A 22,091-nucleotide genomic window follows, 5' to 3' on the forward strand; every position below is an offset into this window, starting at 1 on the left:
ATCAGTCGTCTACAGTGAAGATGACCGCACGGTTCCAACAACTACAAAAGGCGACTGAGCATGGCCGGACTGGACAAGCGTGTAGCAACTTATGAAGAGGCCCTGGCAGGCCTGACCGACGACATGACGGTACTGGCCGGCGGCTTCGGCCTGTGCGGCATCCCCGAGAACCTCATCGCCGAGATCAAGCGCCTTGGCGTCAAGGGCCTGACCGTGGTCTCCAACAACTGCGGCGTCGACGGCTTCGGCCTGGGCGTGCTGCTCGAGGACCGGCAGATCCGCAAGATGGTCGCCTCCTACGTGGGCGAGAACGCCGAGTTCGAGCGCCAGCTGCTCAGCGGCGAGCTGGAAGTGGAGCTGACCCCGCAAGGCACCCTGGCCGAGAAGATGCGCGCTGGTGGGGCCGGCATCCCGGCCTTCTACACCGCCACCGGCTACGGCACCCCGGTCGCCGAAGGCAAGGAAGTGCGCGAGTTCAAGGGCCGCAAGTACATCCTCGAAGAGTCGATCACCGGCGACTTCGCCATCGTCAAGGGCTGGAAGGCCGACCACTACGGCAACGTGGTGTACCGCAACACCGCGCAGAACTTCAACCCGCTGGCCGCCACCGCCGGCAAGATCACCGTGGTCGAGGTCGAGGAGATCGTCGAGCCCGGCGTGCTGTTGCCCAGCGAGATCCACACCCCGGGCATCTATGTCGACCGGATCATCGTCGGCACCTTCGAGAAGCGCATCGAGAAGCGCACCGTCAAGGCCTGAGCGCCACACTCAAGAACAACAAAGAGATCCTGACCATGGCATTGACCCGCGAACAAATGGCCCAACGCGTCGCCCGCGAACTGAAGGACGGCTACTACGTCAACCTCGGTATCGGCATCCCCACCCTGGTGGCCAACTACGTCCCCGCCGACATGGATGTGATGCTGCAATCGGAAAACGGCCTGCTGGGCATGGGCGAGTTCCCCACCGAAAGCACGATCGACGCCGACATGATCAACGCCGGCAAGCAGACCGTCACCGCCCGCCGCGGCGCGTCGATCTTCGACTCGGCGCAGTCCTTCGCGATGATCCGCGGCGGCCACGTCGACCTCACCGTGCTTGGTGCCTTCGAGGTGGACGTGGAGGGCAACATCGCCTCGTGGATGATCCCCGGCAAGCTGGTCAAGGGCATGGGTGGCGCCATGGACCTGGTGGCCGGCGCCGACAACATCATCGTCACCATGACCCACGCCTCGAAGGATGGCGAGTCCAAGTTGCTGCCGCGCTGCAGCCTGCCGCTGACCGGTGCCGGCTGCATTCGCAAGGTGCTGACCGACCTGGCTTACCTGGAGATCGACAACGGCGCGTTCATCCTGCGCGAGACCGCGCCGGGAGTGAGTGTCGAGGAGATCATCGAGAAGACCGCCGGCAAGCTGATCGTGCCGGATGATGTGAAGGAAATGACGTTCTGATTTAGGTGCACGCCGACAGCTTTGCAGCGTTCTCAAGACCGAGCGCCGCCCGCGCGGCGCTCGATCTCATGAACACTGCAAAACCTTCGTCGAACACCCCTAGCGCGACGCATTGATCAACGCCCCCGCCCGCTGATAATCATGGGGCACCCCGATATCGATAAACCGCCCCGACGCCTCGAACCCCAGCACGTTCAACCCGCTGTCCAACCACTGCGGCAGCAACTGTTCCTCCAACGAAGCGGCCTGCCCGGCACGATGGGCGAGGTACTCCAGGCACGCCCGGCGCATCCAGTAGACCCCGCCGTTGACCCATGCCCCCGCATCGGCGCGGGCATGGGCGAAGGCCAGGACATGACCGTTGTCATCCACGGTGATGCCCGTGTACCGCCGAGGTTCCCCATTGCGATACAGCGCCAGGCAGCAGTCTGCGTGATGCTGCTCGGCAAATTGCTGCAGCGTGGCCAGGTCCAGGGTGAACCAGGTGTCGCCATTGAGCAGCAGGAAGTTCTCGTCGGCCTCCGTCAGGTGTTCGAGCGCCATCAGCAACCCACCACCTGTGCCCAAGGGCTGCGGTTCCCTCGCATAGTGCAGCGTGGCACCACGGTAGCGTTCACCGAAGTGCCCGACGATCGCTTCGTGGCGATAACCGACCGAGAGCACGAAGCGCTCGATGCCCTGGTCGATCCAGTAGTCGAACAGGTACTCCAGGAACGGTCGCCCGGCGACGGGCGCCATCGGCTTGGGTACATCGCTGACCACGCTGCGCAAGCGAGTGCCCAGGCCACCGGCCAGAACCACTGCGGTACGTATGGACATGTCGTGGGCTCCTGTGTCAGAGGGCACTTGGCTGGTAGCGCATCAACTGGCTGCCGGACTGCTCGAACCGGAAAGGCACATGCACCAGGTCGCGCAGGCTTTCGCGGACCTGGGCCTGCAACTCGGGCTTGACGAACAGCAGCATGAAACCGCCTCCGCCGGCCCCCAGCAGCTTGCCGCCAATGGCGCCTGCCGACCGAGCGATGGTGTAGAGGTGGTCGATGTCTGGATTGCTGACTTGGTTCGACAGGTTTTTCTTGAGCAGCCAGCTGCAATGCAGCAACTCGCCAAAGGCCTCCAGCGGCCCTGGGCCCTGGAGGATGGCGAGTGCCTCGTCAACCATGGCATGGAGGCGGGTCAGCTCAGCGAGCCGGTTGCCCAGGTTGTCGATCTTCGATTGGGCAACTTTGGCCGCGATCCTGGAAAAACCGGTGAAGAACAGCATCAGGTGGGCTTGCAGCGCCTCGAGACGAGGCTTTGGCACAGCGGCCGGGGTGACGGTGAAACCGCCATCGCCGCGCAGGAAGTCGATACGGTTGAAACCGCCGACCGCGGCGGCGACCTGGTCCTGGGAGCCGACGCTTTCGCCGATGACCTGCTGCTCCACATGCTGGGCCAGCCTGGCCAGTGCTTCACGGGCGATGGCATGGCCGTGCAGGGCCTTCAACGCATGCAGCAGGCCGACGGTGAAGGAGGAACTGGAGCCCATGCCCGAGCGTGCCGGCAGGTCGCCGTCGACATGGATCTCGAGGCCGTCCTCGCAGCCCAGGTACTGCAACACGGCGCGCACCGCGGGGTGTTCGATCTCGCGGGGGTGCATCACGTTCTCGATCCGTGAATAGGCTATTCGGAACCGATGTTCGAAGAACGGCGGCAGGTGGCGGCAGCTGATATAGCAATACTTGTCGATGGCGGTGGACAGTACCGCGCCGCCATGGGCTTTGTACCAGGCGGGATAATCCGTGCCGCCGCCAAAGAACGAAATACGATAAGGCGTGCGGGTCATGATCACAGGCAAACGACTCCCAATATACAACTGTGTATGTGGGGGCGTGATTCATTATGCGGGCGACGCACAATGCAAGCGCCATCCATTGCGGTTTTTACTTAAGCGAGTTCCCTGCCTAAGTGATGAGACTATCGTCTTGGTGATATATAAAAAGCACTAATCGCCGCGAAGTTTATCTGCACGTTTATGGCGCGCTGAATGCCCAGCTTAGCAGGGCTTCAAGCCCTTCCTCGCGCCGTTTGTCGGCAGGGTTTTTGCGGCTTTCCCATGTGTTGGACAAATATTGCAGCGCAGAAAACCAGTGCTATCGTAGAACTTCACCGCGCACCTGGCAGGCAGGAAGTTTTCAGGTTCGAGGCTAGGGAAGGGTCAAATTCTTGGTCCCGCGGACAAACAGGGAAGTAGGGGCGTTCGGTGATGACTGATAATGTTCAGTTTATTCAGCTTAAAAGTGCCTGTAGTGATCCGGTGACCCATGCCGAACTACCGCGTGCTATTTACGTCGAATTGACGGACCGCTGTAACCTGGTGTGCCCGATGTGTCGGTGCAGCCCGGTCAAAGGCAATATCCTGCCATTGCCGATGTTCAAGGAAATGGCGGCCGCGCTGTTTCCCACCGCCGAATTCGTCGACCTGCGTGGTTGGGGCGAGAGCACCATCGTGCCTGGCTTTCTCGACTACCTGGACGTGGCGCTGGGCTATCCGGTCAAGCTCAAGCTGATCACCAACGCGGTGGTGCGCAAACCGCAGCTGTGGCAGCGCCTGGGGCATGAGGGCATCACCGTTGGCGTCTCGTTCGATGCCGCCACGGCGCCGCTGTTTCGCGAACTGCGTGGTGGCGCCGACCTTCGGCAGGTGCTGGGCAACCTGTGCCTGCTCACCGAGGCCCAGCGCGAGGCCGGGCATGACCCGGCAGAAAAACTCTACCTGTGCGTGACCGTCAGCGGGCGCAACCTCGACGAACTCGAAGCCATCATCTCCCTGGGTATGGAGCTGGGCGTGCGCCGGTTCAAGTTCGAGCCGCTGTGGGCGCCCGACGAAGATCCCAACCGCCTGGAGTTCCATACCGAAAAGGTCACCGCGGTGATGGCCCGACTCGGTCAGCTGCAACGTCGGCACCACCTGCAACTCGAGCTGTCGGCGGCGCTGTCCGCGGCCAGCATCCAGCACCACGCCGTAAGCAAGGTCTGCATCCACCCCTGGCAATACCTCTACATCAACAGCCGTGGGCGCCTGGGTTTCTGCGACCACCTCAACGGCCGCGACGAGTTCACCTTTGGTGACTGGCAGCAGGGCGGTTTCGCGGCCTTCTGGAATGGCCCCGAAATGCGCCAGTTGCGCGCCGAGCATCACCAGCGCCTGGGCGGGCCGGCCATCAAGCAGTGCGCCGATTGCAACTGGTGCTACGAGCGCCGCTACATGGACCTGGAAGACTGGCTGGAGCCTGAGTGGGCCAACTACAGGGTGACCCTATGAACCTTCGTGACATGACCCTTGACCCACCCTGGCTGGCGAACTTCTACGACCCGGCCTTGTTCGATGCCAGCGCCGGAGACGCCGACTCCGCCAACACCATCGCCTGGTACCGTGAGCAACTGCGCGGGCCGGCGCGCCAGGTGCTGGACATCGGTTGCGGCACCGGGCGCCTGGCCCTGCCGCTGCTGGAGGATGGCCACAGGGTGCACGGGGTGGACATCAGCGAGGCGATGCTTGGCTACCTGTCCGCCAAGGCCGCAGCCCTCGCGCCACAGGTCCGGGCACGCTTGAGCTGGGCCCACGGCAGCGTGCTCGACGAACCCCTGCGGGAGACTTTCGACGCCTTGGTCGCCGCCGATGATTTCGTGACCCATTTCGATCTCGACCAGTTACAGCGCTTCATGGCGATCGCCCATTCCACGTTGCGTCCCGGTGGCCAGTTGCTGACCGATATGCGTGACCGCTCGGCGGTCCGCCTTGCTGCGGCTGCAGCACCCTTCCCCAAGCCGATGCAGAGCCATGGCCTGTCGGCAGGCATCGCCAGTGAGCAGGGGCCATTGCATGTGGCGATGATGGGGTGGGAGGAGTATGACCCCGAGAGCCGCTGGCTGGTCAGCCACCAGTTGTACAGTTTCATCGATGCCCAGGGGCGCGAAGCGCGGCGCGACTGGAAGACCATCCGCCAGCGCAACCACAGCAATGCCGAACTGCTCGAATCCGCGCAACGGGCGGGCTTCGCGGTCGAGCGCATCAGTGGGCGTGACCTTGATGGCGTGCCGGGTGAACAGGGCGGCTTTTTTCAGTTGGTGCGCCCATGAAACCTGCGCTGGAGTTGATCTGGGTGGTGCCCTCGCTAGCCAGCTTGGGCGGCAGTGAATATGCGGCCGTGACCTTTGCCCGGCTGGTGGCTGGCGACGGTCATCGTGTGCGTTTGCTCACCGGGCCTGAAGTGCACCCGGCATGGCGGGCACTGTTGCAGGTCGAGGGCCTGAGCGTGGTTCAGGATGCGGATGGCAGCGCGACGGCGATGGTCGGCACCTTGGCGTGCCTGCTGGCGGCACGGCCCGCCGACCTGATCCAGTTCATGCCCATCGAAGCCCATTGCCTGGCGTGGCTGGAGCGGCGCACGGCGGTGCCGGTCATCGGTTGGGAACCCACCGACCTGAGCCCCCGCTGCTGGTGGCTGCCGAACACGTTGAAACAACGCCTGAATGAGCTCGACGGGCTGTTGGTGCTCAATCCCGAAGCCGCCATTCACGCCCATGAACACTACGCCTACCGTGGGAGCGTCAGCGTACTGGCCAACACTTTGCTCAGTGTTCCCGCCAAGGTTTCGGCGCGCCGTGGGTCGGGGCAGGTGGTGGGGTGCATTTCGCGCTTGTCGGCGGAAAAGGGCCTGGAGTTCCTGCTGGCGGCGTTCGCCTTGCTGCTGGAGCGCTGCCCACGCGCCACCTTGCGCCTCTGGGGCGAAGGCGAGGATCTGGAGCGCCTGGTAAACCTGGCGCGGATGCTGGGCATCGAGGCAGCGGTGGAGTTTGCCGGCGGCTTCGAGCCCTTCGGTGGTATCGATGACGTGGCGGCGAGCGCCGATGTGTTCGTGCTGAGCTCACTGTTCGAAGGCGCGCCGGTCGCACTCCTGGAACTGGCGGCCAGGGGCCGGCCGCTGGTGGCCTCGGCGACCAGCGGTGCGCGCTGGGTGTGCGGGCAGGCGTATCCGTGGCTGACGGCGGTCGGCGACACCCGCGCCATGGCCGATGCCTTGGCGCAGGCACTGAATGGCCAGGGCCGGAAGATGCTGGGCGAGCAGTTGCGCGAGCGTTTCGAGCAGCAGTTCGCCCCAGCCCGGGCGCTGGCCACCCTGAACGCAGCCTATGCCCGTGTGCTGGCGGCAGGTCCGCGGCAATGAGCGGCCAGGGTGAGGCCTGGCTGCTGTCGCCCCACTGCGACGACATCGCCTATTCGTTGGCGGGGCGCTTGCTGAGCGGGGCGGAGCGAGGGCAGGGCGTGCGCCTGCTGACGATCTTTTCCCAGAGCCGTTTCGCCCCTTACGCGCCGACGCTGAATACCCAGGCGCAGATTTCCAGCTGGCGCCAGGCAGAAGAAGCGCGTTTCTGCGCCGCGCTGCACCTGGCCCACGAGTGCCTGGACCTGGCCGAAGCCCCGCTGCGCGGCTACCCCGATGTCGATTCGCTGTTCATCGTCGACGGCGAGCCACCTGACGACCCGGTGCTCGAACGCCTGGAACAGCGGCTGCGCCAGTGCCTGGAGCAGGCCCGGCCGGCCAGGGTCTATGCGCCACTGGGGATAGGCGGGCATGTCGACCACCTGCTCACGCGCCGGGCCGCGCAGCGGGTGTTCGCCGAGGTCTGCCCGCTGCTGTTCTATGAAGACTTGCCCTATGCCGGCGAGTTGTCGGCAGACGCACTGGCGCAGCAATTGGCGCGCGCCGCCCAAGGCTTGCAGCCGTTGCTCACGCCGGTGGCCGACTGGCTGCCGGAAAAGCTCAGGCACCTGGCCGGCTATGCCTCCCAGGTGGCGGAAAAAGACCTGGCCTCGGTGGCAACCCATGCTCATTTGATTGGAGGTGAACGTGTCTGGACCCTTGGCTGACATCTGTATCCTGACGTTTGCCGTGGATCGCCCGCAGGCCTTGGCGCGCTGTATTGCCAGCGTCGCCGCGCAGCAGGGCGGCCTGCGTGTCGAGCATCGTATCCTGTCCGAGCGGGTCCTGGCACTGCAGGCGCATCCGGCGCTGGTGGGATGGCGGGAGTGGGTGGTGTGGCAGCCGCTCGAAGGGCAGCCTTTCCAGGGTGCTTCCTCTCAGCGCATGGCGCGCCTGCGGGCCGCGGCGCTGGCCCAGGTGGAGCAACCGCTGGTGGCGTTCCTCGATGATGACAACGCACTCGAGCCCGAGCATCTGCAGACCCTCTGCCAGTGCCTGGAAGACCCGCAGCTGCAGGCGGCCCATGCCTGGCGCCAGGTGCTCAACCCGGACGGCACGCCGTTCCCGTTCACCCATTACCCCTGGCACGACGATCCGGTGGTGGCCAACAGGATGTACCGCTGGGGCCTGGCCCACGGTATTTTCAGCCCCGGCAGCCCGGTGATGCGCGATGGTGTGCGTGGCCCCGAAGAGCCCGACAGTTGCGCCACCGTGGACATGAACGAATGGCTGTTCCGCACCGAGTGCCTGCGCAACCTGGGCTTCGACGAACGCTTCAGCCAGCGCGAGGTGGACCTGCGGGTCGGTGAAGACGACAAGCTGTTCCAGCGGGTGCGCGAGCGTGGGGTGAAGTTCGCCTGCTCCGAGCGCGCCACCGTGCGCTACTACCTGGGCGGCGTGTCCAACCTGCGTCAGACCAGCGGCCCGACCCAGGCCAGCGCCGGAGCCCACCCATGAGCGGCCTGGCACTGTTCGGTGGCACTGCGGTGCACAGCCAGGCCTGGCCACAATGGCCGCAGTCCACGGTGAAAAGTGAGCGTGCCCTGCTCACGGTGATGCGCAGCGGGCGCTGGTCGGTCAGCGGCCTGGAGACCGACGGCAGCCCGACCTGGGACCAGCGCTTCGCCGAAGCCTTCGCCCATTACAACGGCGTGCGCCACTGTGTGCCCACGGCCAACGGCACCAGCGCCCTGATGGCGGCCATGCAGGCCCTGGGCATCGGCGCCGGGGACGAGGTGATCGTCCCGGGCCTGACCTGGGTGGCCTGTGCCAGCGCGGTGCTGGCGATCAACGCGGTGCCGGTCATCGTCGATATCGACCCCCATTCGCTGTGCCTCGACCCCCATGCGGTGGAGGCGGCGATCGGCCCGCGCACCCGGGCGATCATGGTGGTGCACCTGTACAACGCCATCGCCGACCTGGATGCGCTGCTGCCGATGGCCCGGCGCCACGGCCTGCACTTGATCGAGGATTGCGCCCAGGCCCATGGCGCCCAGTGGCGGGGGCGGCATGTGGGCAGTCTTGGCGCGGTCGGCACCTTCAGCATGCAGAACGGCAAGGTACTGACCAGTGGCGAGGGCGGCGCCTGCATCTGCGACGACCCTGACCTGGCCGCGCGGATCTTTCGCCTGCGCGCGGACGGTCGGCAACGGGTCACCGATGCGGTGTCGGCGGGCTACATGACGCTGGAGGAGGGCGGCCAGGGCTTTGCCCAGAACGCCTGCCTCAGTGAACCCCAGGCAGCGATCCTGCTCAGCCGCCTGGAAGACCTGGACCACGAGAACGCCCAGCGCGCCCGCCAGGCCCAACGCTTGCGCCTGTTCCTCCAGGAGATTGGCGGGTTCGCTTTCCAGAAGAGCGCCGAAGGCACCGAGCGGACCACCCTGTACCACTTTCCGGTGCGCCTGGAGGGCCCTGAGTTCGAGGGCGTGGCGATAGAGCAAGTGTGCCGGGCGCTGTCCGCCGAGCTGGGCTGCTGGGTGCACCCGCCTTATCCGCCGATGGACGCGTTCGCGGTGCTCGCCCCCGGCCATTCCCAGCGCCTGTTGACCGCACCGCGGGTGCCGCAACCGCTGCGATGCGCCCATGCCGCGCAGCGCCAGCATGTGATGCTGGCCCATTGGTTGTTCCTCGCCGACGACCTGGCCATGGTCCATGTCGCGCAGGCGTTCGCCAAGGTCAAGGAGCACGCGCACGAACTGCGTGCAGGTCAAGGAGATGGGCAATGAATTCGCTTCTACAGGATGTACCGGCGCGGCGTTCGACCCAGGAGCAGGCAGTGCGCGCCCTGGACTTCCGCTTCGGCGAGCGGCGCATGGAAATGCTGCTGGGCTACCGCTTCACCGAACAGATTGCCCAGCGGGTCAGCGAGCAGGCCGCGCATATCCTGCTGGTGGCCGATCGACGGGTCTACGAACTGTGGGGCGCGCCGTTGCTCGCCGCCCTGCAACGCCACTTGCCGGTGACCTGCCTGCTGGTGGAAGCGGTCGAGGCGGCCAAGACCCTCGGCGTGCTGCAGGGCTTGCTCGACCAGGCCGTGGCCGGTGGCGCGACCCGGCGCTCCGTGGTGGTGGCGTTCGGCGGCGGCCTGACCGGCAACCTGGCCGGCATGTTGGCTGGCCTGCTGTATCGCGGTATCCGCCTGGTGCACATCCCCACCACGTTGCTGGCGATGTCCGACTCGGTGCTGTCGCAGAAGCAGGCGGTGAACGGCACCGGGGCGAAGAACATGTACGGCCTGTACCACCCGGCAAGCCTGTGCTGCGTCGATGTGCAGTACCTGCAGAGCCTGCCGGCGCCGGCGTTCTCCGCCGGGGTGGTGGAGTTGTGCAAGAACGGCCTGGCCTTCGATGCCGCGACCGTGCCGGCGCTCGAACGCCTGGCGGCGGATACGTCGCCGGCCGGCTGGATCGAGCTGGTCCAGCTGGGGATCCAGGCCAAGCAGCAACTGCTGCTGGACGACCCGCTGGAGCACGAGCTGGGCGTGGTGCTGGAGTATGGCCACACCGTTGGTCACGCCCTGGAACTGGAGACCGGCAGCCTGACCCATGGTCATGCCGTCGGCCTGGGGATGCTGGTGGCCGCCGCCATCGCCCGGGAACGTGGCTGGCTCAGCGAACAGGAAGAACACCTGCATGCCCGCCTGTTGCTGCGCTGCGGTGCGCCCTTGGGCCTGGAAAGCCCGCCGTCGTTCGACCAGGTCATGACGCGCCTGCGCCAGGACAACAAGCGCGGGCGCATTCGCCTGAACGCCGGGCAATACCCCTTCGTGCTGCTGCGCGGCATCGGCCGGCCCGCCATGAGCCAGGGGCAGCCGCTGGTAGGGGTGGATGAAGGTGAGATCCGTCGGGCCTATGCCAAGTTGCAAGCGGGTTGCTACACCGCGCTGCGCCTTGCCGAGTGACCCATCCTGACCACCGCTGGCGATAAGGAATGGCGTGATGCCCGAACCGAGTTTCAACCTGGCCTGGGTGGATGAAGCCCGCCTGGCCGATGCCATCGACCAGGCCAACCGCGAGCAGCGGCCGCTGTACCTGATCGTGCTCGCCACCAAGCCGTGCTACATCAAGCTGGCCAGCCTGGTGCTGGCCTGCGAGGCGGTGCGGTTGCCGTTCCTGCTGGTCGACAGTGGCCAGCACTATGACCCGGTGCTGACCCAGGCCAGGGAGGAGCTGGGCTACGAGCACCTGCTGGCGGTGAGCTTCGGCATCCGTGGCACCTTGCTGGGGCGCACCGCGCAGCTGGCGTTGGCCATCGAAAAGCTGGACGCCCAGCTCAAGGCCGGCGGCCTGCGCCAGAGCGCGGTGCCGCTGGTGTCCGGAGACACCGCCACGGCGGCGATGTTCGCCCAGTTCTGGTACCTGGCCCATGGCGCGCGCAGCGTGCACATCGAGGCCGGGCTGCGCAGCTATGGGCCGGACCGTGGGGCCTGGACAAACCTGCAGGACCTGGCCGAGCAACGCCAGCTGCGGTGGCAGCGCTTTTGCGAGGAACCGTTCCCCGAGGGGGTCTGCACCACCCTGGCCAGTGTGGTCGGCGACCTGCTATTGGCCCCGGTTGAGCGCAATGTCGAGCACCTGCTGCGCGAGGGCTACCCGCTGCCGCAGCTGCGCCAGGTCGGCTCGCTGAGCAGCGACGCGGTGCGCCTGGCCCTGCCACGGGCGGCGCGCAGCCCGTTGTTCAGCCTGTACCCGGAGTTGGCCCAGGGGCATTGGTTGCGGGTCGACCTGCACCGGCGCGAGAACATGACCGCCCAGGCCCTGCAGGCGGTCCTGCAGGGCCTGGGGCGGCTGGCCATCGACGGTGTGCAAGTGGTGCTGGTGCGCACCAACGCCCTCGACGGCGCACTGGTCCAGCATCAGCTTGCCGGCCTGTTGGACGAAGTTCGGCTCAAAGGCGTGGTGGTACAGCCGATGTGGCCGCACTACACCGATGTCATCCACTTCCTCACCTCCGGCCATTGCCTGGCGCTGTACACCGACAGCGGCGGCCTGCAAGAGGAGGCCACGGTGCTGGGCGTGCCTTGCCTGACCTGCCGCCTGAGCACCGACCGCCCGGAAACCGTGCTCGATGCACAAAGCAACCTGCTGCTGCCGCCGCTATCGGCGGCGTTTGTCCATCGCCACCTGCGCGATGTGCTGACACGCCCGGTGGCCGAGGCCTGGCCGGGCTTGCAGCGCGGCCGCACGCTCTATGGCCAGGCCGTGGGGCAGGGTATCGCCGAACTGCTCAAGGTGTACGAGGCACCCGCCGTGCTGGCGGGGGCCCAGGCACAGTACCTGCCGCGGGTGCCAGAATGAACCGCCCGGCGCAGGTCACCACCGCCGAGGCTGCGTCTGCGCGCCTGTGTGGTGGGCTGGGCGGTGGCGTGGGCGATCTGCGGCCCTGGCTGTCGCCCATGTGTCAGGCCCTGGGGCTCGAGGCCGACCACCTGCCGTCCACCGCGCACAGCCACACACTGTGGTGCGGCGAGCTGCTCAACCGCGCCCAGTTGCAGGACTGGCTGGGCTTGGCGGCGCAGCCGTGTACCGATGACGAGCTGCTGACCCAGGCGTTCCTGGCCTGGGGCGAAGTGGCGACCCTGAACAGGATCGACGGCAAGTTCGCCCTGGCGCACTGGAACGCCGAGCGACAGCGGCTGGTCCTGGCCTGCGACCGTACCACGCAGTTCACGGTGTTCTACGGCCGACTGAATGAGCACTGGTTGTTCAGCAGCGACTTCGGCGCCTTCCGCCCGTTGCACCGGCAACTGGAAGTGGACCGGCAGACGCTGGCGCTGTTTGTGCGCTACGGTTTCGTTCCCGCGCCGCAAACCCTCTACCGGCAGGTGCGCAAGCTGCAGCCCGGCCACTGGGTGTCGCTGTCGGCCCAGGACGCCGATGAAGTGGCGCAACAGCCCTATGCGCCTTCATCCTGGGCGTACCTGCCGACCACCCAGCGCAAGCCCATCGAGGCAGGGCCCGCCACGCAGGTCTTCGAGCGCCATCTGCTGGCGGCCGTCGCAGCGCGGCAGGACGGCTCCACGACAGGTGCCTTCATGTCCAGCGGGTTCGACTCGACCCTGGGCGCGGCGCTGCTGCAGAAAATCCAGGGCAAGCCCATCCACACCTTCACCGCAGGCTTCCAGGGCATGCATTGCAACGAGGCCCCGGACGCTGCGGCCATTGCCCGTCACCTGGGAACCCTGCACCACGAGATCCGGCTCGATGACGCGGCGCTGGCAGGTGTGGTGCCTGAAATCCCCAATGCCTATGGCGAACCCCTGGCCGACTCGTCGCAACTGCCCTCGATGCTGTTGGCCCGCGCCGCCAGCGAGTACGTCGACACGGTGTTCGCCGGCGATGGCGCCGATTGCGTGCTGGGCGAGTACGCCCAGCGCCTGGACATGTACCGCAGCGTGCTTCGTGCACGCCGCTTGCCAGCTTGGGGCAGGGCTGCACTGGGCCGCGGCCTGGAGCTGGCCGAACGGTGCTCGACGCCGCTGGCGACAAGCCTGGCCCGTTGGCTCGGTCGACGCCTGGCGTTGGACGACCCCGGCCGTGACGCTTTCGAGGATGTACGTGGCGTGTTGGCCGCCAATGGCCTGGGGCAGGTGGAGCGTGTGCTGGGCGCACGGGTGCTGGACCCCGGGCGCCTGGTGCTCGGCACAGACTGGCTGGATATTCCCTGGCCGGGGACCGGCACAGAGCCACCCAGGTTGTCGGTGCTGCTCGACCAGTTGGTGCAGGTGCAGGGGGAAATCCTCATCGCGCCAGTGACGCAGAAGACCATCGGTGCCTGCGATCACGCCGGCCTGCGGGTGGCCATGCCGTTTCTCGACGGGGCGCTGCTGGACTTCGCCAGGGGCTTGCCCCACCCCCTCAAGCACCGCAAGAACACCTCCAAGTGGCTGCTGCGCCAGGTGGCCTACCAATACATCCCCAGGGCCTTGCTCGAGCGCAGGAAGCTGGGCTTCAGCATCTGGGTGAGCCCGCTGCTGCGCCATCACTTGCGCGACTGGGCCGAGCACCTGCTGGCACCTGGGCGCCTGCGCGACGAAGGCTTTTTCGACGTGGCCCAGGTGCGGTGGGAGTGGAAGCGGTTGCTGCACCACGGCGAGCACTTCAGGGAAGAGCGGTTGTGGTCGGTGCTGATGTTTCAACAATGGCTCGACACCAGCCGGGCCTTCAGCTTGCGGGGGAACGGATGAGCGCGATACGAACGGCCTTGATCGGCTGCGGCACGGTGTGCGACTGGCACCTGGAGGAGCTGGACAAGCTCAGGGACCTGTTCGACGTGCGTTGCCTGTGCGACAGCGTGCCGGGCAAGGCCCAGGCGCTGGCGCAGAAGTGGCGGGTGGCGGGTTGGAGCGAGGACTTCCAGCAGGTGCTGGACGACCCGCTGATCGAGTGTGTGTGGATCCTGACGCCGCCCTTCAACCATGCCGAACTCGCCATCGCGGCGCTGCGGGCCAACAAGCACGTGTTCTGCGAAAAGCCCCTGGCCAAGACCTCGGCGCAATGCCAGGAGGTGGTGCGGGTGGCCGAGGACAGCCAGCGGGTGTTCCTGCTGGGCTACCCGATGCGCTTTTCCGCCGATGCCGGCAACCTGCGCAAGGTCGTGCAAAGCGGCGTGCTGGGGCGCCCGGTGGTGCTGCGGGATGTCTGGGCGGTGTGCAAGGGCGCCGACAGCCCGGCCATCCACGATGCCGAGCTGGGCGGCGGGGTGGTGTTCGAACACACCCACTGGCTGGACTTCGTGACCTGGATGTTCGGCCCGGCACGCAAGGTCTACGCCTCAACCCGCAAGCTCAAGCTGGGGCCGACCAGCGCCCACGACACGGTGATCGCGGTCATCGATTTCGTCTCCGGCGACCAGGCGCTGTGGTCGGAGTCCTGGGCCGCCAGCGGCCTGGGCTGGGAGCCCTTGTGCGTGGGGCGCGCCGGGATCCGCCCGACCTTCGACGTGGTCGGCGAGCAGGGCGTGCTGCAGTTCCCCAACGCCCGGGGCGAGAAGGTCTTGAGCCTGTATCGCTACGACCGGCCCGAACAGCCGGTCAGCACCTGGAACTGGCAGCACGACTGGGGCACCAACGACGACGCCTTCCCCAATGAACACAGGCACTTGTATGCCTGCATCCGCCATGGCACGCCGCCAGTGTGCCAGGCCCGCGACGGCCTGCGCGCGGTGCAGCTGGCCGAAGCCATTCTCGAATCCAGCCGCAGCGGCCAGCCGGTGTTCCTGCAGCCATAGCCGATCAACAGGGAGGGGATAGCGTGCAGCAGTTCAATCAGATCGTATCGGTCAATTTCCAGGGCGTGGTGGTGGTGTTCGGCCGCGAAGTGGCGGGCAAGCAGGCCATCTACTTCGACGTGCTCGGCCAGGACGTCGACAGCGACGACGATGACCTCGACTGGTCGGGCTTCACCGCGGTGACCTTCACCGAACAGGTGCGCCAGGTGGGTATGAGCATCATCGCCGTGGATTGCGACGCCTCGACCCTGGTGCCGTCGCTGGCGCCGTTTCGGGTGGTGACCGACCAGAAGTACATCTCGGTCATCCAGCAGTCCATCAACGGCACCCTGTACGTGAACCGTTTTCGCCTGCTGAAGAGCAAGTCGGGCACCGACCAGAAGACCACCGACTACGAGCTGTCACCGGCATGGGAAGTACGCTATGCCCGCAGCCACAAGGAAGACGTGCCCGCCGACAAGTCCGACAAGCAGGACTTCCTCGACCCCGACGGCCAACCTTTCCTGGAACCCTCCCTCGAACTGTCGATGATCACCGGCGTGACCGACGGCCATTTCGACGCGCTGCTGCTGCCGATCGCCGGCAGCGAAAGTTTCGCCTGGCAGTTCCTGGCCCTGGATGCCAGCGCCACCTCGGTCAAACTGTTCAATTTCCCCGCCACCGACAATGGCCTGTTCGATGTGGCCGGCAAACCCGTGGGCAGCGACCTGCGCATCCAGCCGGACAGTGTCTTCGGCGTGGCCAAGGCCGGTACCGGCGCCGCGCTGCCGATCACCTCGGCGCCCCGCGCGGTGACCTACGTCAAGCATGAGAAGGTGGTGCAGCCTGACGGTTCGAGCATCGGCGTGCGCCGCGCCACCCGGGTGATGATCACCCTGACCGTCGCCGACGGCACTGTCACACTGGACTCGGCCATTGGCGTGAACGGCACGATGGCCAACCTCGCGGGGGTGATCGTCACCTCCAACATCGTCCCGGCCGAATTCGACCTGCGCTTCGACGGCGTGTCCAGCCTCAACCTGCTGGCGCCCGCCAGCGGTGCCAACCCGCTGGCGATCAAGGGGCCGTTCGAGATCGGCCTGATGTTGGCGCCGGGCGTCAAGGGCGACGGGCTGAAGGTGCTGGGCGGAGCGCCCCAGGCCGAAGAGAAGAACCTCGCGCCCTACGTCTCGATCGTCGATGGCGACAAGCTCGAAGTGGGCTTTGGCAATGGCAGCGCGCGGGTCAGTTGCCGCACCTTGCACCAGGTGCTGTTCAACGACGTGTGGAGCGACCTGCATATCCGCTACGCGGGCAAGGGCGACAACCCCTTCACCCTGACGGTGAACGACGCGCCGGTGCCGCTCACGCCCTGCAGCACAACGGCCGAGCCCTGCGGCACGGCCATGGCGCTGGTGGCGGCGGACAGCAACGGCTTCGTCGGCGCGTTGAAGCGCCTCGTCATCACGGTGGCGGGCACCGCCGCGGTGCAACTGGACTGCAACAGCGTCAACTACAGCGACAACCCCCCGACCACGCTCAACCAGGCCGCCTCGGGCGTGAAAGTGACGGTGCAGGGCGCGCGCCTGGAACCGTCGGCCTCGCCGGTCAACAGCGACATGAGCGGGGCGTTCTACATCGACGCCATGGGCCTGACCTACTACGCGGGCCTTGCCGGGTTCATCCGCCCGAACGCGGCCACCTGCCTGATCGATGGTTCCGACGGCCTGCTGCACCTGTATTACCCCGGCGATGGCAACCTGCTGACCGTGGCGCAGTTCTCCACCCAGTCGGCGCGCGCCACCTTCACCGTCGACTGGACCACGCAATGGGGCAGCAGCGGGGCCAGGGCGGCGGCGCTGGAGCTGCCCGCGACTTCGGTGGCGCTGTACCGTGGCGTGAGCTGCGAGCACTGGGCCCCGGTGGCCGCGCGGCTGCTGGTGGCCCCGGACACCACCCAGAGCGGCTTCGTCAACTTCGTCGCCCATCGGGTCGGCACCTACATGAACAGCACGCGCATCACGGTCGCCGCCTCGAGCGTGTCGGAGTTGCTCTGCGACATCCACGTGGAGGCCTCGCAAAGCGTCGGCACGGAAACCTGGCGGGGCCTGCCACGGGATATCGCACAGCTGACGCAGATCTGGAACGGCGCTGCCTCCAACAACCCGGACGATCCCCAGGTCCTCGACCAGTCCAAGCCCTATTTCGACTACGCGGGCAGCGCGCCGGCGGTGCTGGTGCCCACCCGCACGGGCGGCAATGGCAGCTTCTTCCTGTTGACTTCGGTGCCGCAGTTGCCGGTCACGCTGACCTCGGTGGCGGTCGCTGCCGGGGCCACCGATGAATTCGTGGTGGTCGACATCACGATGGCAGCGCCGCCGCGCTGGCCGGCCAGCGCCACCCTCAACCAGCACTGGCCCGCCGTGCCGGCGACGCCGCGCACCTTGCTCGACGTGTTCGCCGGCAAGGCGCCGCACTACGACTACAGCGCCGTGACCACCGCCGGCAGCCGCGCCTACGGGCTGCCCCTGAGCCTGGCGCGCTCCGACGAGCAGGTCAGCCATGTGCTGGTGTTCGTGCGCGACGAGCAGAAGGACTTCGCGGTGACGGTCAGTACCGCCACGCAGCCGCTGCTGTGCAACGTGCTCATCTGCGGCGTGAGCCTGCCCGACGTGCCCCGCGAGCAGGCCGGGTTCGTCAAGGTGCTCAATGGCGACGCGGCCGGCTATGCCTACCCCAGCGGCTACCAGACTGGCCTGGCGACCTTGATCTACGCCCTGGGCAATGGCTTGAGCGCCGACGTGGTCGACACCCCGGCACCGGCGCCCGAAGGCGGCGCGTTCGCCTATGCCGGGCTGCTGCGCGTGCTGTTCCAGGGGCAAAGCTACGATGCGCCCGGGATGGCCACCCAGGCCTTGACCCGCGCGGCGGTCATCCAGGGCGCGCGGCTGGCGTTCAATGGCCGGGACGATGCCATTCGCGGCTCGATGCTGTTCGCTGCGCTGGTCGACGCACCGCCCACAGACGGTGGGGTAGGGCGGCTGACCAACACCTCGGTGCACCCGGGCGGCATCGCCCCGGTGCTGACGCCCGGGGTCAACGGCGGCTGGATGCCGCTGCCACCGAGCTTCAGCCTCGACCTGAACCCGCCGAGCAAGAGCAACTACGTGGCGTTTAACGTCGACAAGGCGTTCTCGCCTTCGGACCAGCTGGCGATCACCGACGACCTGACCGTGGAAGCCTGGCTGGCCCTGAGCGACAGCCGCATCAACCCGTCGTCGCGGGCGCTTTCCTATAACGTCCTGGGCAGCCGCAAGCACCCGGACCTGCCAGTGCAATACATGATCGGCGCACGGCAAGGGCCGGGGCTGATGATGAGCGACAGCACCTACGTGACCCGCGCGTTCAACTTCAAGCCGCCGGCCTTGTCCTTGCAGATCTATGTCTACCTGCCGCAGAGCGGCCTGAGTGGCACGCTGCTGTCGGTCTCGCAGGTGCGCGGTAGCGCCCAGTACGTGCAACTGGCGGTGAACGAATATGGCAAGGCGGTATTCACCTTCCTCGAGGACGCGGGTGAAGTGCAGACGGCCCAGTCGTTACCCGTGAACGCCTGGGCCTGCCTCACTGCGGTGGTGGAACTGGCCGGGCAGGGGCAGGTGACCCTCAAGCTGTCGGTCAACGCCGCAGCGCCAGTCAAGGCCACGGCCAGCAACAGCTTCAGCGGCGACCTCGGCGCGTTGATGCTGGGCAGCAACCAGGGCGGCAGCCTGCCGGCCCGGGTCAACGGCGTGGCGTTCTGGCAGCGGGCGCTGAGCGACAGCCAGATGCAGAACAGCTTCAGCCAAGGCTTCGCCGACACCGACTCGATGCTCGGCATCCGCTGGAACCTGGCCGAAGGCACCGGCATCGTGATCACCAACTCGGCCGCCACCGGCAGCGAGTACGACGCCACGCTGATCAACCCCGCCAGCCCCGCCTGGAACGCGCAGGGGGCGTTCCAGGTGCCCTATGCCGGGCGCAACGAGCTGGTGCTGACCTCCAACCGCATCCTCAAGGGCTGGACCCATGTCGCGCTGGCTTCGCGCCAGGGGCACGGGCTGAGGCTGCTGGCCAGCAACTACGGCAAGGTCAGCGACGGCGACGCCTTCAACCCCTCCAGCACCTTCGCCCTGGAAGCCTGGATAGCGCCGTCGGCGTTGAACCGCAAGCAGATCCTGCTGGAGAAGAACGGCAGCTATTCGCTGTACATCAACACCCTCGGCCAGGTGTGCCTGACCGTGCAGTTGCAGATGGACCCGCCCAAGTACGACGACCCACCCGTCAACTTCACCCATGAGGTGAAGTTCGCCATCACGGCGGGGGTGACCACCTACGTGGCGCTGAACTTCAGCACCGGCACCGTGGCCAACGACAACGGCAGCAAGGAGTACGTGGCGCAGAAGTACTACGTGCGGGCCGGGCTGTATCTCAACGGCGCCCTGGTGGCCGAACAGATGCGCAACGACCTGGCACGCCCGGCCACGGTGCGCACGCAGACCTCGTCCTTCTACCTGGGGGTCAACGACGACCTCACCTTCAACTACGAGGGCCTGATCTCCCACGTGCGGGTGTGGAACCGCACCCTGGCCACCGACCAGATCGCCCAGACCTACGCCCTGCGCCTCACTCCCGCCTCCACCGATGGCCTGGTGGCCGCCTGGGACTTCGACGAGATGGCTGGCACCAACGCCAAGGACCTCACCGGCAACAACACCCTGGTACTGAGCAGCAACCAGCTGTGGACCATCTGGCAGGACGTGGCCCAGGCCAGCCTGGTGGTCAACGGCCGCGGCAGCCTGCCATTGCGCCTGACGGTGGCCGATGTCGGCGGCTACCAGGACAGCCAGTTCACCTTCGGTGGCGCCCGCCAGGGGACGACGCTGACGCTGCCCTACAGCGGCCGCATCGACGATGTGCGGCTGTTCTCCACGCGCCTGACCGAGCAGCAGATCCGCGAGAGCATGAACAAGGCGCTGACCGGTGGCGAGGAGCACCTGGCCGCCTACTGGCGCATCGAGGCCGGCTCCGGGCCGACCTTGTTCGATTTTACCGGCTACGGCAACAACGGCACCCTGACCCCGGCCGCCAGCCCGCCGCAGTGGAGCAGCGCCGCGGCGCCGATCCAGAACGAGGCGCAGTACGTGGTCAACACCCTGGGCGGCACGCCGGACTACTACGTCGCGCGGATCCAGGGCCAGCCCTCGGTGATCGAGTACGCCAGCGCCGAGAAGGACGCCTACGGCAAGATCTTCAGCGTGATGAAACGCGGTTACTTCTACCAGAGCAGCGACGGCGTGACGGCGCTGGAGGTGGGCTACAAGGTCGGCGACCTGGACACCCTGTTCGTCGGCCAGGTGCAGAGCAAGCCGACCATCATCGGCTTCATCGAAGGCGGCCCACCCCTGCCCAGCGAGAACCAGACCCTGGCCTACTGGGTCGGCGACATGGGCGGCCCGGCGTCGGACTACGCCTCGGCCTGCTCGGTCACCTACCAGGAGAGCGAAAGCAAGAGCTGGACCTTCACCGGCAACAAGACCTCGACCTTCAACGGTGAGTTCAACCTCAAGGGCGGCCTGTACCAGAAGAGCAAGAGCGATGTGTCGGTGGGCCTGGGCGCCGAGGCCGAAACCATGGTGCTGGAAACCACCATCACCGGCGGCGCCAAGATGGTGCTGTCGGGCAACCTGGGCGACGGCCTGGAGGTGTCGCAGAACCATTCCAGCAGCGTCAGCCTGGCCACCTCGATGACCCCCACCGGCAACTGGGAGGCGGCCAACGCGGTGCTCAACCTGACGGTGGGGCGCCGCTACATCCAGAACAACGTCGGCATAGCCCTGGTCAAGTCGTCCACCGCCGACCTCTACATGCAGGCGCTCAAGGGCACCCAGACCCCCGTCGGCTACGTGCTGGCGCCGAACACCACGATCCCGGTGGACACCAACATCATCGACTTCCCGATCAACCCGCGCTATGTGAAGAACGGCACCCTGGACGGCAAGGTCGGCCTGGTCAACGACCCGGACTACCCCGAGGCCAACGATGAGCGCGGCAGCTACTTCAAGCCGCTCGAAGCCTATGACACCAAGCGCAGGATCGAGAAGCAGGAGCAGCAACTCAAGGCCTACTACGACCAGTTCGACGTCAAGAAGTACCGCACGGTGGCGGCCATGGACAACCTGCGCGACAAGCTCAGGTCCAACCAGTTCTACGATTTCGCCAACCAGCGCAACCTGCGCAGCCTCTACAACAACTATGTGTGGACGGCAGCGGGGGGGCTGCACAAGGAAGAGCACAGCTTTGCCAACAGCTACAGCGAGACCTACACCGGCACCAGCAGCCTGACCTTCGCCGCAGGCCTTGAGTTCAAGGCCGACATCGGCACGCCGTTCGGCGGCTACTACATCGAGGCCGACACCCTGCTGGGCAACACCTGGACCATGACCGCGACCAAGGTCGAGGCGCTGTCCAACGGCTTTGCCCTGAGCTGCAACGTCAGCCCGACCAACTTCCTGCCCGCGCCGATCCTCACCCAGGAGGGCGGCAACCTGAAGTTCAGCGGCTACGGCGCCAACGCCGCGCCAGGCAAGGTCGACGCCTACCGCTACATGTCGTTCCTGCTGGCGCCGGCCGCCGACAACTTCAGCGCATTGGCGCAGGTGGTGGACCAGAACTGGCTGAACAACGCCACCAGCGCCTCGGCTGCCGCCATGCGCGAAGCGATGAACAACCCGAGCGAGCCCTGGCGGGTGATGTACCGCACCACTTATGTCAGCCGGGTGCCAGCGGCGTTCCAGCCGGTCAAGGCCGACACCAACGCACCCAACATCACGCCCCCGGCCAACCTGCCGTCCAACCACTGGCTGGTGAGCGTGATCGACAAGCAACTGGACAAGACCGACCCGACTCGCCTGGAGATCGGGACGGCGATCGACACGGTGCTGGGGAGCCCCAGCGCCGGCCCAGGCCTGCTCAAGGACCTGATCCCCTGGTGGGCCGCCTTCTACACGGCGGCCAAGGTGTACGGGAGTGACGAATTCCTCGAACTGGCCGAACTGCGGGTCGACTTGCTGAACTACATGGCCAGCAAGTACGAAGCAGAGCACTACCGCACCAGCTGACCCACAACCCACGTAAAGGAGCTACG

Annotated in this window: 15 protein-coding genes; 13 read left to right on the plus strand and 2 right to left on the minus strand. The window is 66.5% G+C overall.

Annotated elements, in window-relative coordinates; genetic code table 11:
• Positions 1-60 precede the first annotated feature (60 nt).
• Positions 61-759: a CoA transferase subunit A gene (locus JYG34_RS11935; protein WP_213660864.1), complete on the plus strand. Its 699-nt coding sequence runs from the start codon at positions 61-63 to the stop codon at positions 757-759.
• Between the two features lie 35 nt (positions 760-794).
• Entirely contained in the window at positions 795-1,451 is a 657-nt protein-coding gene (locus JYG34_RS11940) for a CoA transferase subunit B (protein ID WP_213660865.1), read from the plus strand.
• A 99-nt stretch (positions 1,452-1,550) separates the two neighbouring features.
• Here the strand turns inward: JYG34_RS11940 and JYG34_RS11945 are convergent, their stop codons facing one another.
• Together JYG34_RS11945 and JYG34_RS11950 are read right to left on the minus strand one after the other, a co-directional pair.
• Positions 1,551-2,270 (minus strand): nucleotidyltransferase family protein, encoded by a 720-nt coding sequence (locus JYG34_RS11945; RefSeq protein WP_213660866.1) that lies wholly within the window; start codon positions 2,268-2,270, stop codon positions 1,551-1,553.
• Between the two features lie 16 nt (positions 2,271-2,286).
• Positions 2,287-3,276, minus strand: coding sequence for a kinase (locus JYG34_RS11950; protein WP_249746256.1), 990 nt, complete (start codon positions 3,274-3,276; stop codon positions 2,287-2,289).
• 540 nt (positions 3,277-3,816) lie between these two features.
• On the opposite strand from JYG34_RS11950, the gene JYG34_RS11955 reads away from it, so the two are divergent.
• From JYG34_RS11955 to JYG34_RS12005, 11 genes are read left to right on the plus strand one after another with little or no spacing between them, the layout of a single operon-like run.
• Entirely contained in the window at positions 3,817-4,755 is a 939-nt protein-coding gene (locus JYG34_RS11955; RefSeq protein WP_249746257.1) for an SPASM domain-containing protein, read from the plus strand.
• A complete protein-coding gene (locus JYG34_RS11960) occupies positions 4,752-5,573 on the plus strand; it encodes a class I SAM-dependent methyltransferase (RefSeq protein ID WP_213660869.1) in 822 nt (273 codons plus the stop codon). Before JYG34_RS11955 ends, JYG34_RS11960 begins: the two co-directional genes overlap by 4 nt.
• Positions 5,570-6,661: a glycosyltransferase family 4 protein gene (locus JYG34_RS11965; protein ID WP_213660870.1), complete on the plus strand. Its 1,092-nt coding sequence runs from the start codon at positions 5,570-5,572 to the stop codon at positions 6,659-6,661. The genes JYG34_RS11960 and JYG34_RS11965 overlap by 4 nt, the downstream gene beginning before the upstream one ends.
• Positions 6,658-7,365, plus strand: a complete 708-nt coding sequence (locus JYG34_RS11970; RefSeq protein ID WP_213660871.1) for a PIG-L deacetylase family protein — start codon at positions 6,658-6,660, stop codon at positions 7,363-7,365. Before JYG34_RS11965 ends, JYG34_RS11970 begins: the two co-directional genes overlap by 4 nt.
• Complete coding sequence (locus tag JYG34_RS11975; protein WP_213660872.1) at positions 7,358-8,155, plus strand: glycosyltransferase; 798 nt, start codon at positions 7,358-7,360, stop codon at positions 8,153-8,155. Before JYG34_RS11970 ends, JYG34_RS11975 begins: the two co-directional genes overlap by 8 nt.
• Positions 8,152-9,426, plus strand: a complete 1,275-nt coding sequence (locus JYG34_RS11980) for a DegT/DnrJ/EryC1/StrS family aminotransferase (RefSeq protein WP_213660873.1) — start codon at positions 8,152-8,154, stop codon at positions 9,424-9,426. Before JYG34_RS11975 ends, JYG34_RS11980 begins: the two co-directional genes overlap by 4 nt.
• Positions 9,423-10,601: a 3-dehydroquinate synthase family protein gene (locus tag JYG34_RS11985; RefSeq protein ID WP_213660874.1), complete on the plus strand. Its 1,179-nt coding sequence runs from the start codon at positions 9,423-9,425 to the stop codon at positions 10,599-10,601. The genes JYG34_RS11980 and JYG34_RS11985 overlap by 4 nt, the downstream gene beginning before the upstream one ends.
• Before the next feature lie 37 nt (positions 10,602-10,638).
• Complete coding sequence (locus JYG34_RS11990) at positions 10,639-11,997, plus strand: UDP-N-acetylglucosamine 2-epimerase (protein ID WP_213660875.1); 1,359 nt, start codon at positions 10,639-10,641, stop codon at positions 11,995-11,997.
• A complete protein-coding gene (locus JYG34_RS11995; protein WP_213660876.1) occupies positions 11,994-13,886 on the plus strand; it encodes an asparagine synthetase B family protein in 1,893 nt (630 codons plus the stop codon). Before JYG34_RS11990 ends, JYG34_RS11995 begins: the two co-directional genes overlap by 4 nt.
• Positions 13,883-14,929 carry a Gfo/Idh/MocA family protein gene (locus JYG34_RS12000; RefSeq protein ID WP_213660877.1) on the plus strand — a complete coding sequence of 349 codons (1,047 nt, stop codon included), beginning with the start codon at positions 13,883-13,885 and terminating at the stop codon, positions 14,927-14,929. The genes JYG34_RS11995 and JYG34_RS12000 overlap by 4 nt, the downstream gene beginning before the upstream one ends.
• Before the next feature lie 23 nt (positions 14,930-14,952).
• Positions 14,953-22,065: a LamG-like jellyroll fold domain-containing protein gene (locus tag JYG34_RS12005; RefSeq protein WP_213660878.1), complete on the plus strand. Its 7,113-nt coding sequence runs from the start codon at positions 14,953-14,955 to the stop codon at positions 22,063-22,065.
• Positions 22,066-22,091 lie beyond the last annotated feature (26 nt).

The organism is Pseudomonas entomophila (assembly GCF_018417595.1).
In the GTDB taxonomy this organism is placed as follows: domain Bacteria; phylum Pseudomonadota; class Gammaproteobacteria; order Pseudomonadales; family Pseudomonadaceae; genus Aquipseudomonas; species Aquipseudomonas entomophila_C.

Bases quoted from the DNA above. Each gene is read 5' to 3' on its own strand.
- JYG34_RS11935 (WP_213660864.1), top strand. From the start codon at position 61: ATGGCCGGACTGGACAAGCGTGTAGCAACTTATGAAGAGGCCCTGGCA.
- JYG34_RS11940 (WP_213660865.1), top strand. From the start codon at position 795: ATGGCATTGACCCGCGAACAAATGGCCCAACGCGTCGCCCGCGAACTG.
- JYG34_RS11945 (WP_213660866.1), bottom strand. From the start codon at position 2,270: ATGTCCATACGTACCGCAGTGGTTCTGGCCGGTGGCCTGGGCACTCGC.
- JYG34_RS11950 (WP_249746256.1), bottom strand. From the start codon at position 3,276: ATGACCCGCACGCCTTATCGTATTTCGTTCTTTGGCGGCGGCACGGAT.
- JYG34_RS11955 (WP_249746257.1), top strand. From the start codon at position 3,817: ATGTGTCGGTGCAGCCCGGTCAAAGGCAATATCCTGCCATTGCCGATG.
- JYG34_RS11960 (WP_213660869.1), top strand. From the start codon at position 4,752: ATGAACCTTCGTGACATGACCCTTGACCCACCCTGGCTGGCGAACTTC.
- JYG34_RS11965 (WP_213660870.1), top strand. From the start codon at position 5,570: ATGAAACCTGCGCTGGAGTTGATCTGGGTGGTGCCCTCGCTAGCCAGC.
- JYG34_RS11970 (WP_213660871.1), top strand. From the start codon at position 6,658: ATGAGCGGCCAGGGTGAGGCCTGGCTGCTGTCGCCCCACTGCGACGAC.
- JYG34_RS11980 (WP_213660873.1), top strand. From the start codon at position 8,152: ATGAGCGGCCTGGCACTGTTCGGTGGCACTGCGGTGCACAGCCAGGCC.
- JYG34_RS11985 (WP_213660874.1), top strand. From the start codon at position 9,423: ATGAATTCGCTTCTACAGGATGTACCGGCGCGGCGTTCGACCCAGGAG.
- JYG34_RS11990 (WP_213660875.1), top strand. From the start codon at position 10,639: ATGCCCGAACCGAGTTTCAACCTGGCCTGGGTGGATGAAGCCCGCCTG.
- JYG34_RS11995 (WP_213660876.1), top strand. From the start codon at position 11,994: ATGAACCGCCCGGCGCAGGTCACCACCGCCGAGGCTGCGTCTGCGCGC.
- JYG34_RS12000 (WP_213660877.1), top strand. From the start codon at position 13,883: ATGAGCGCGATACGAACGGCCTTGATCGGCTGCGGCACGGTGTGCGAC.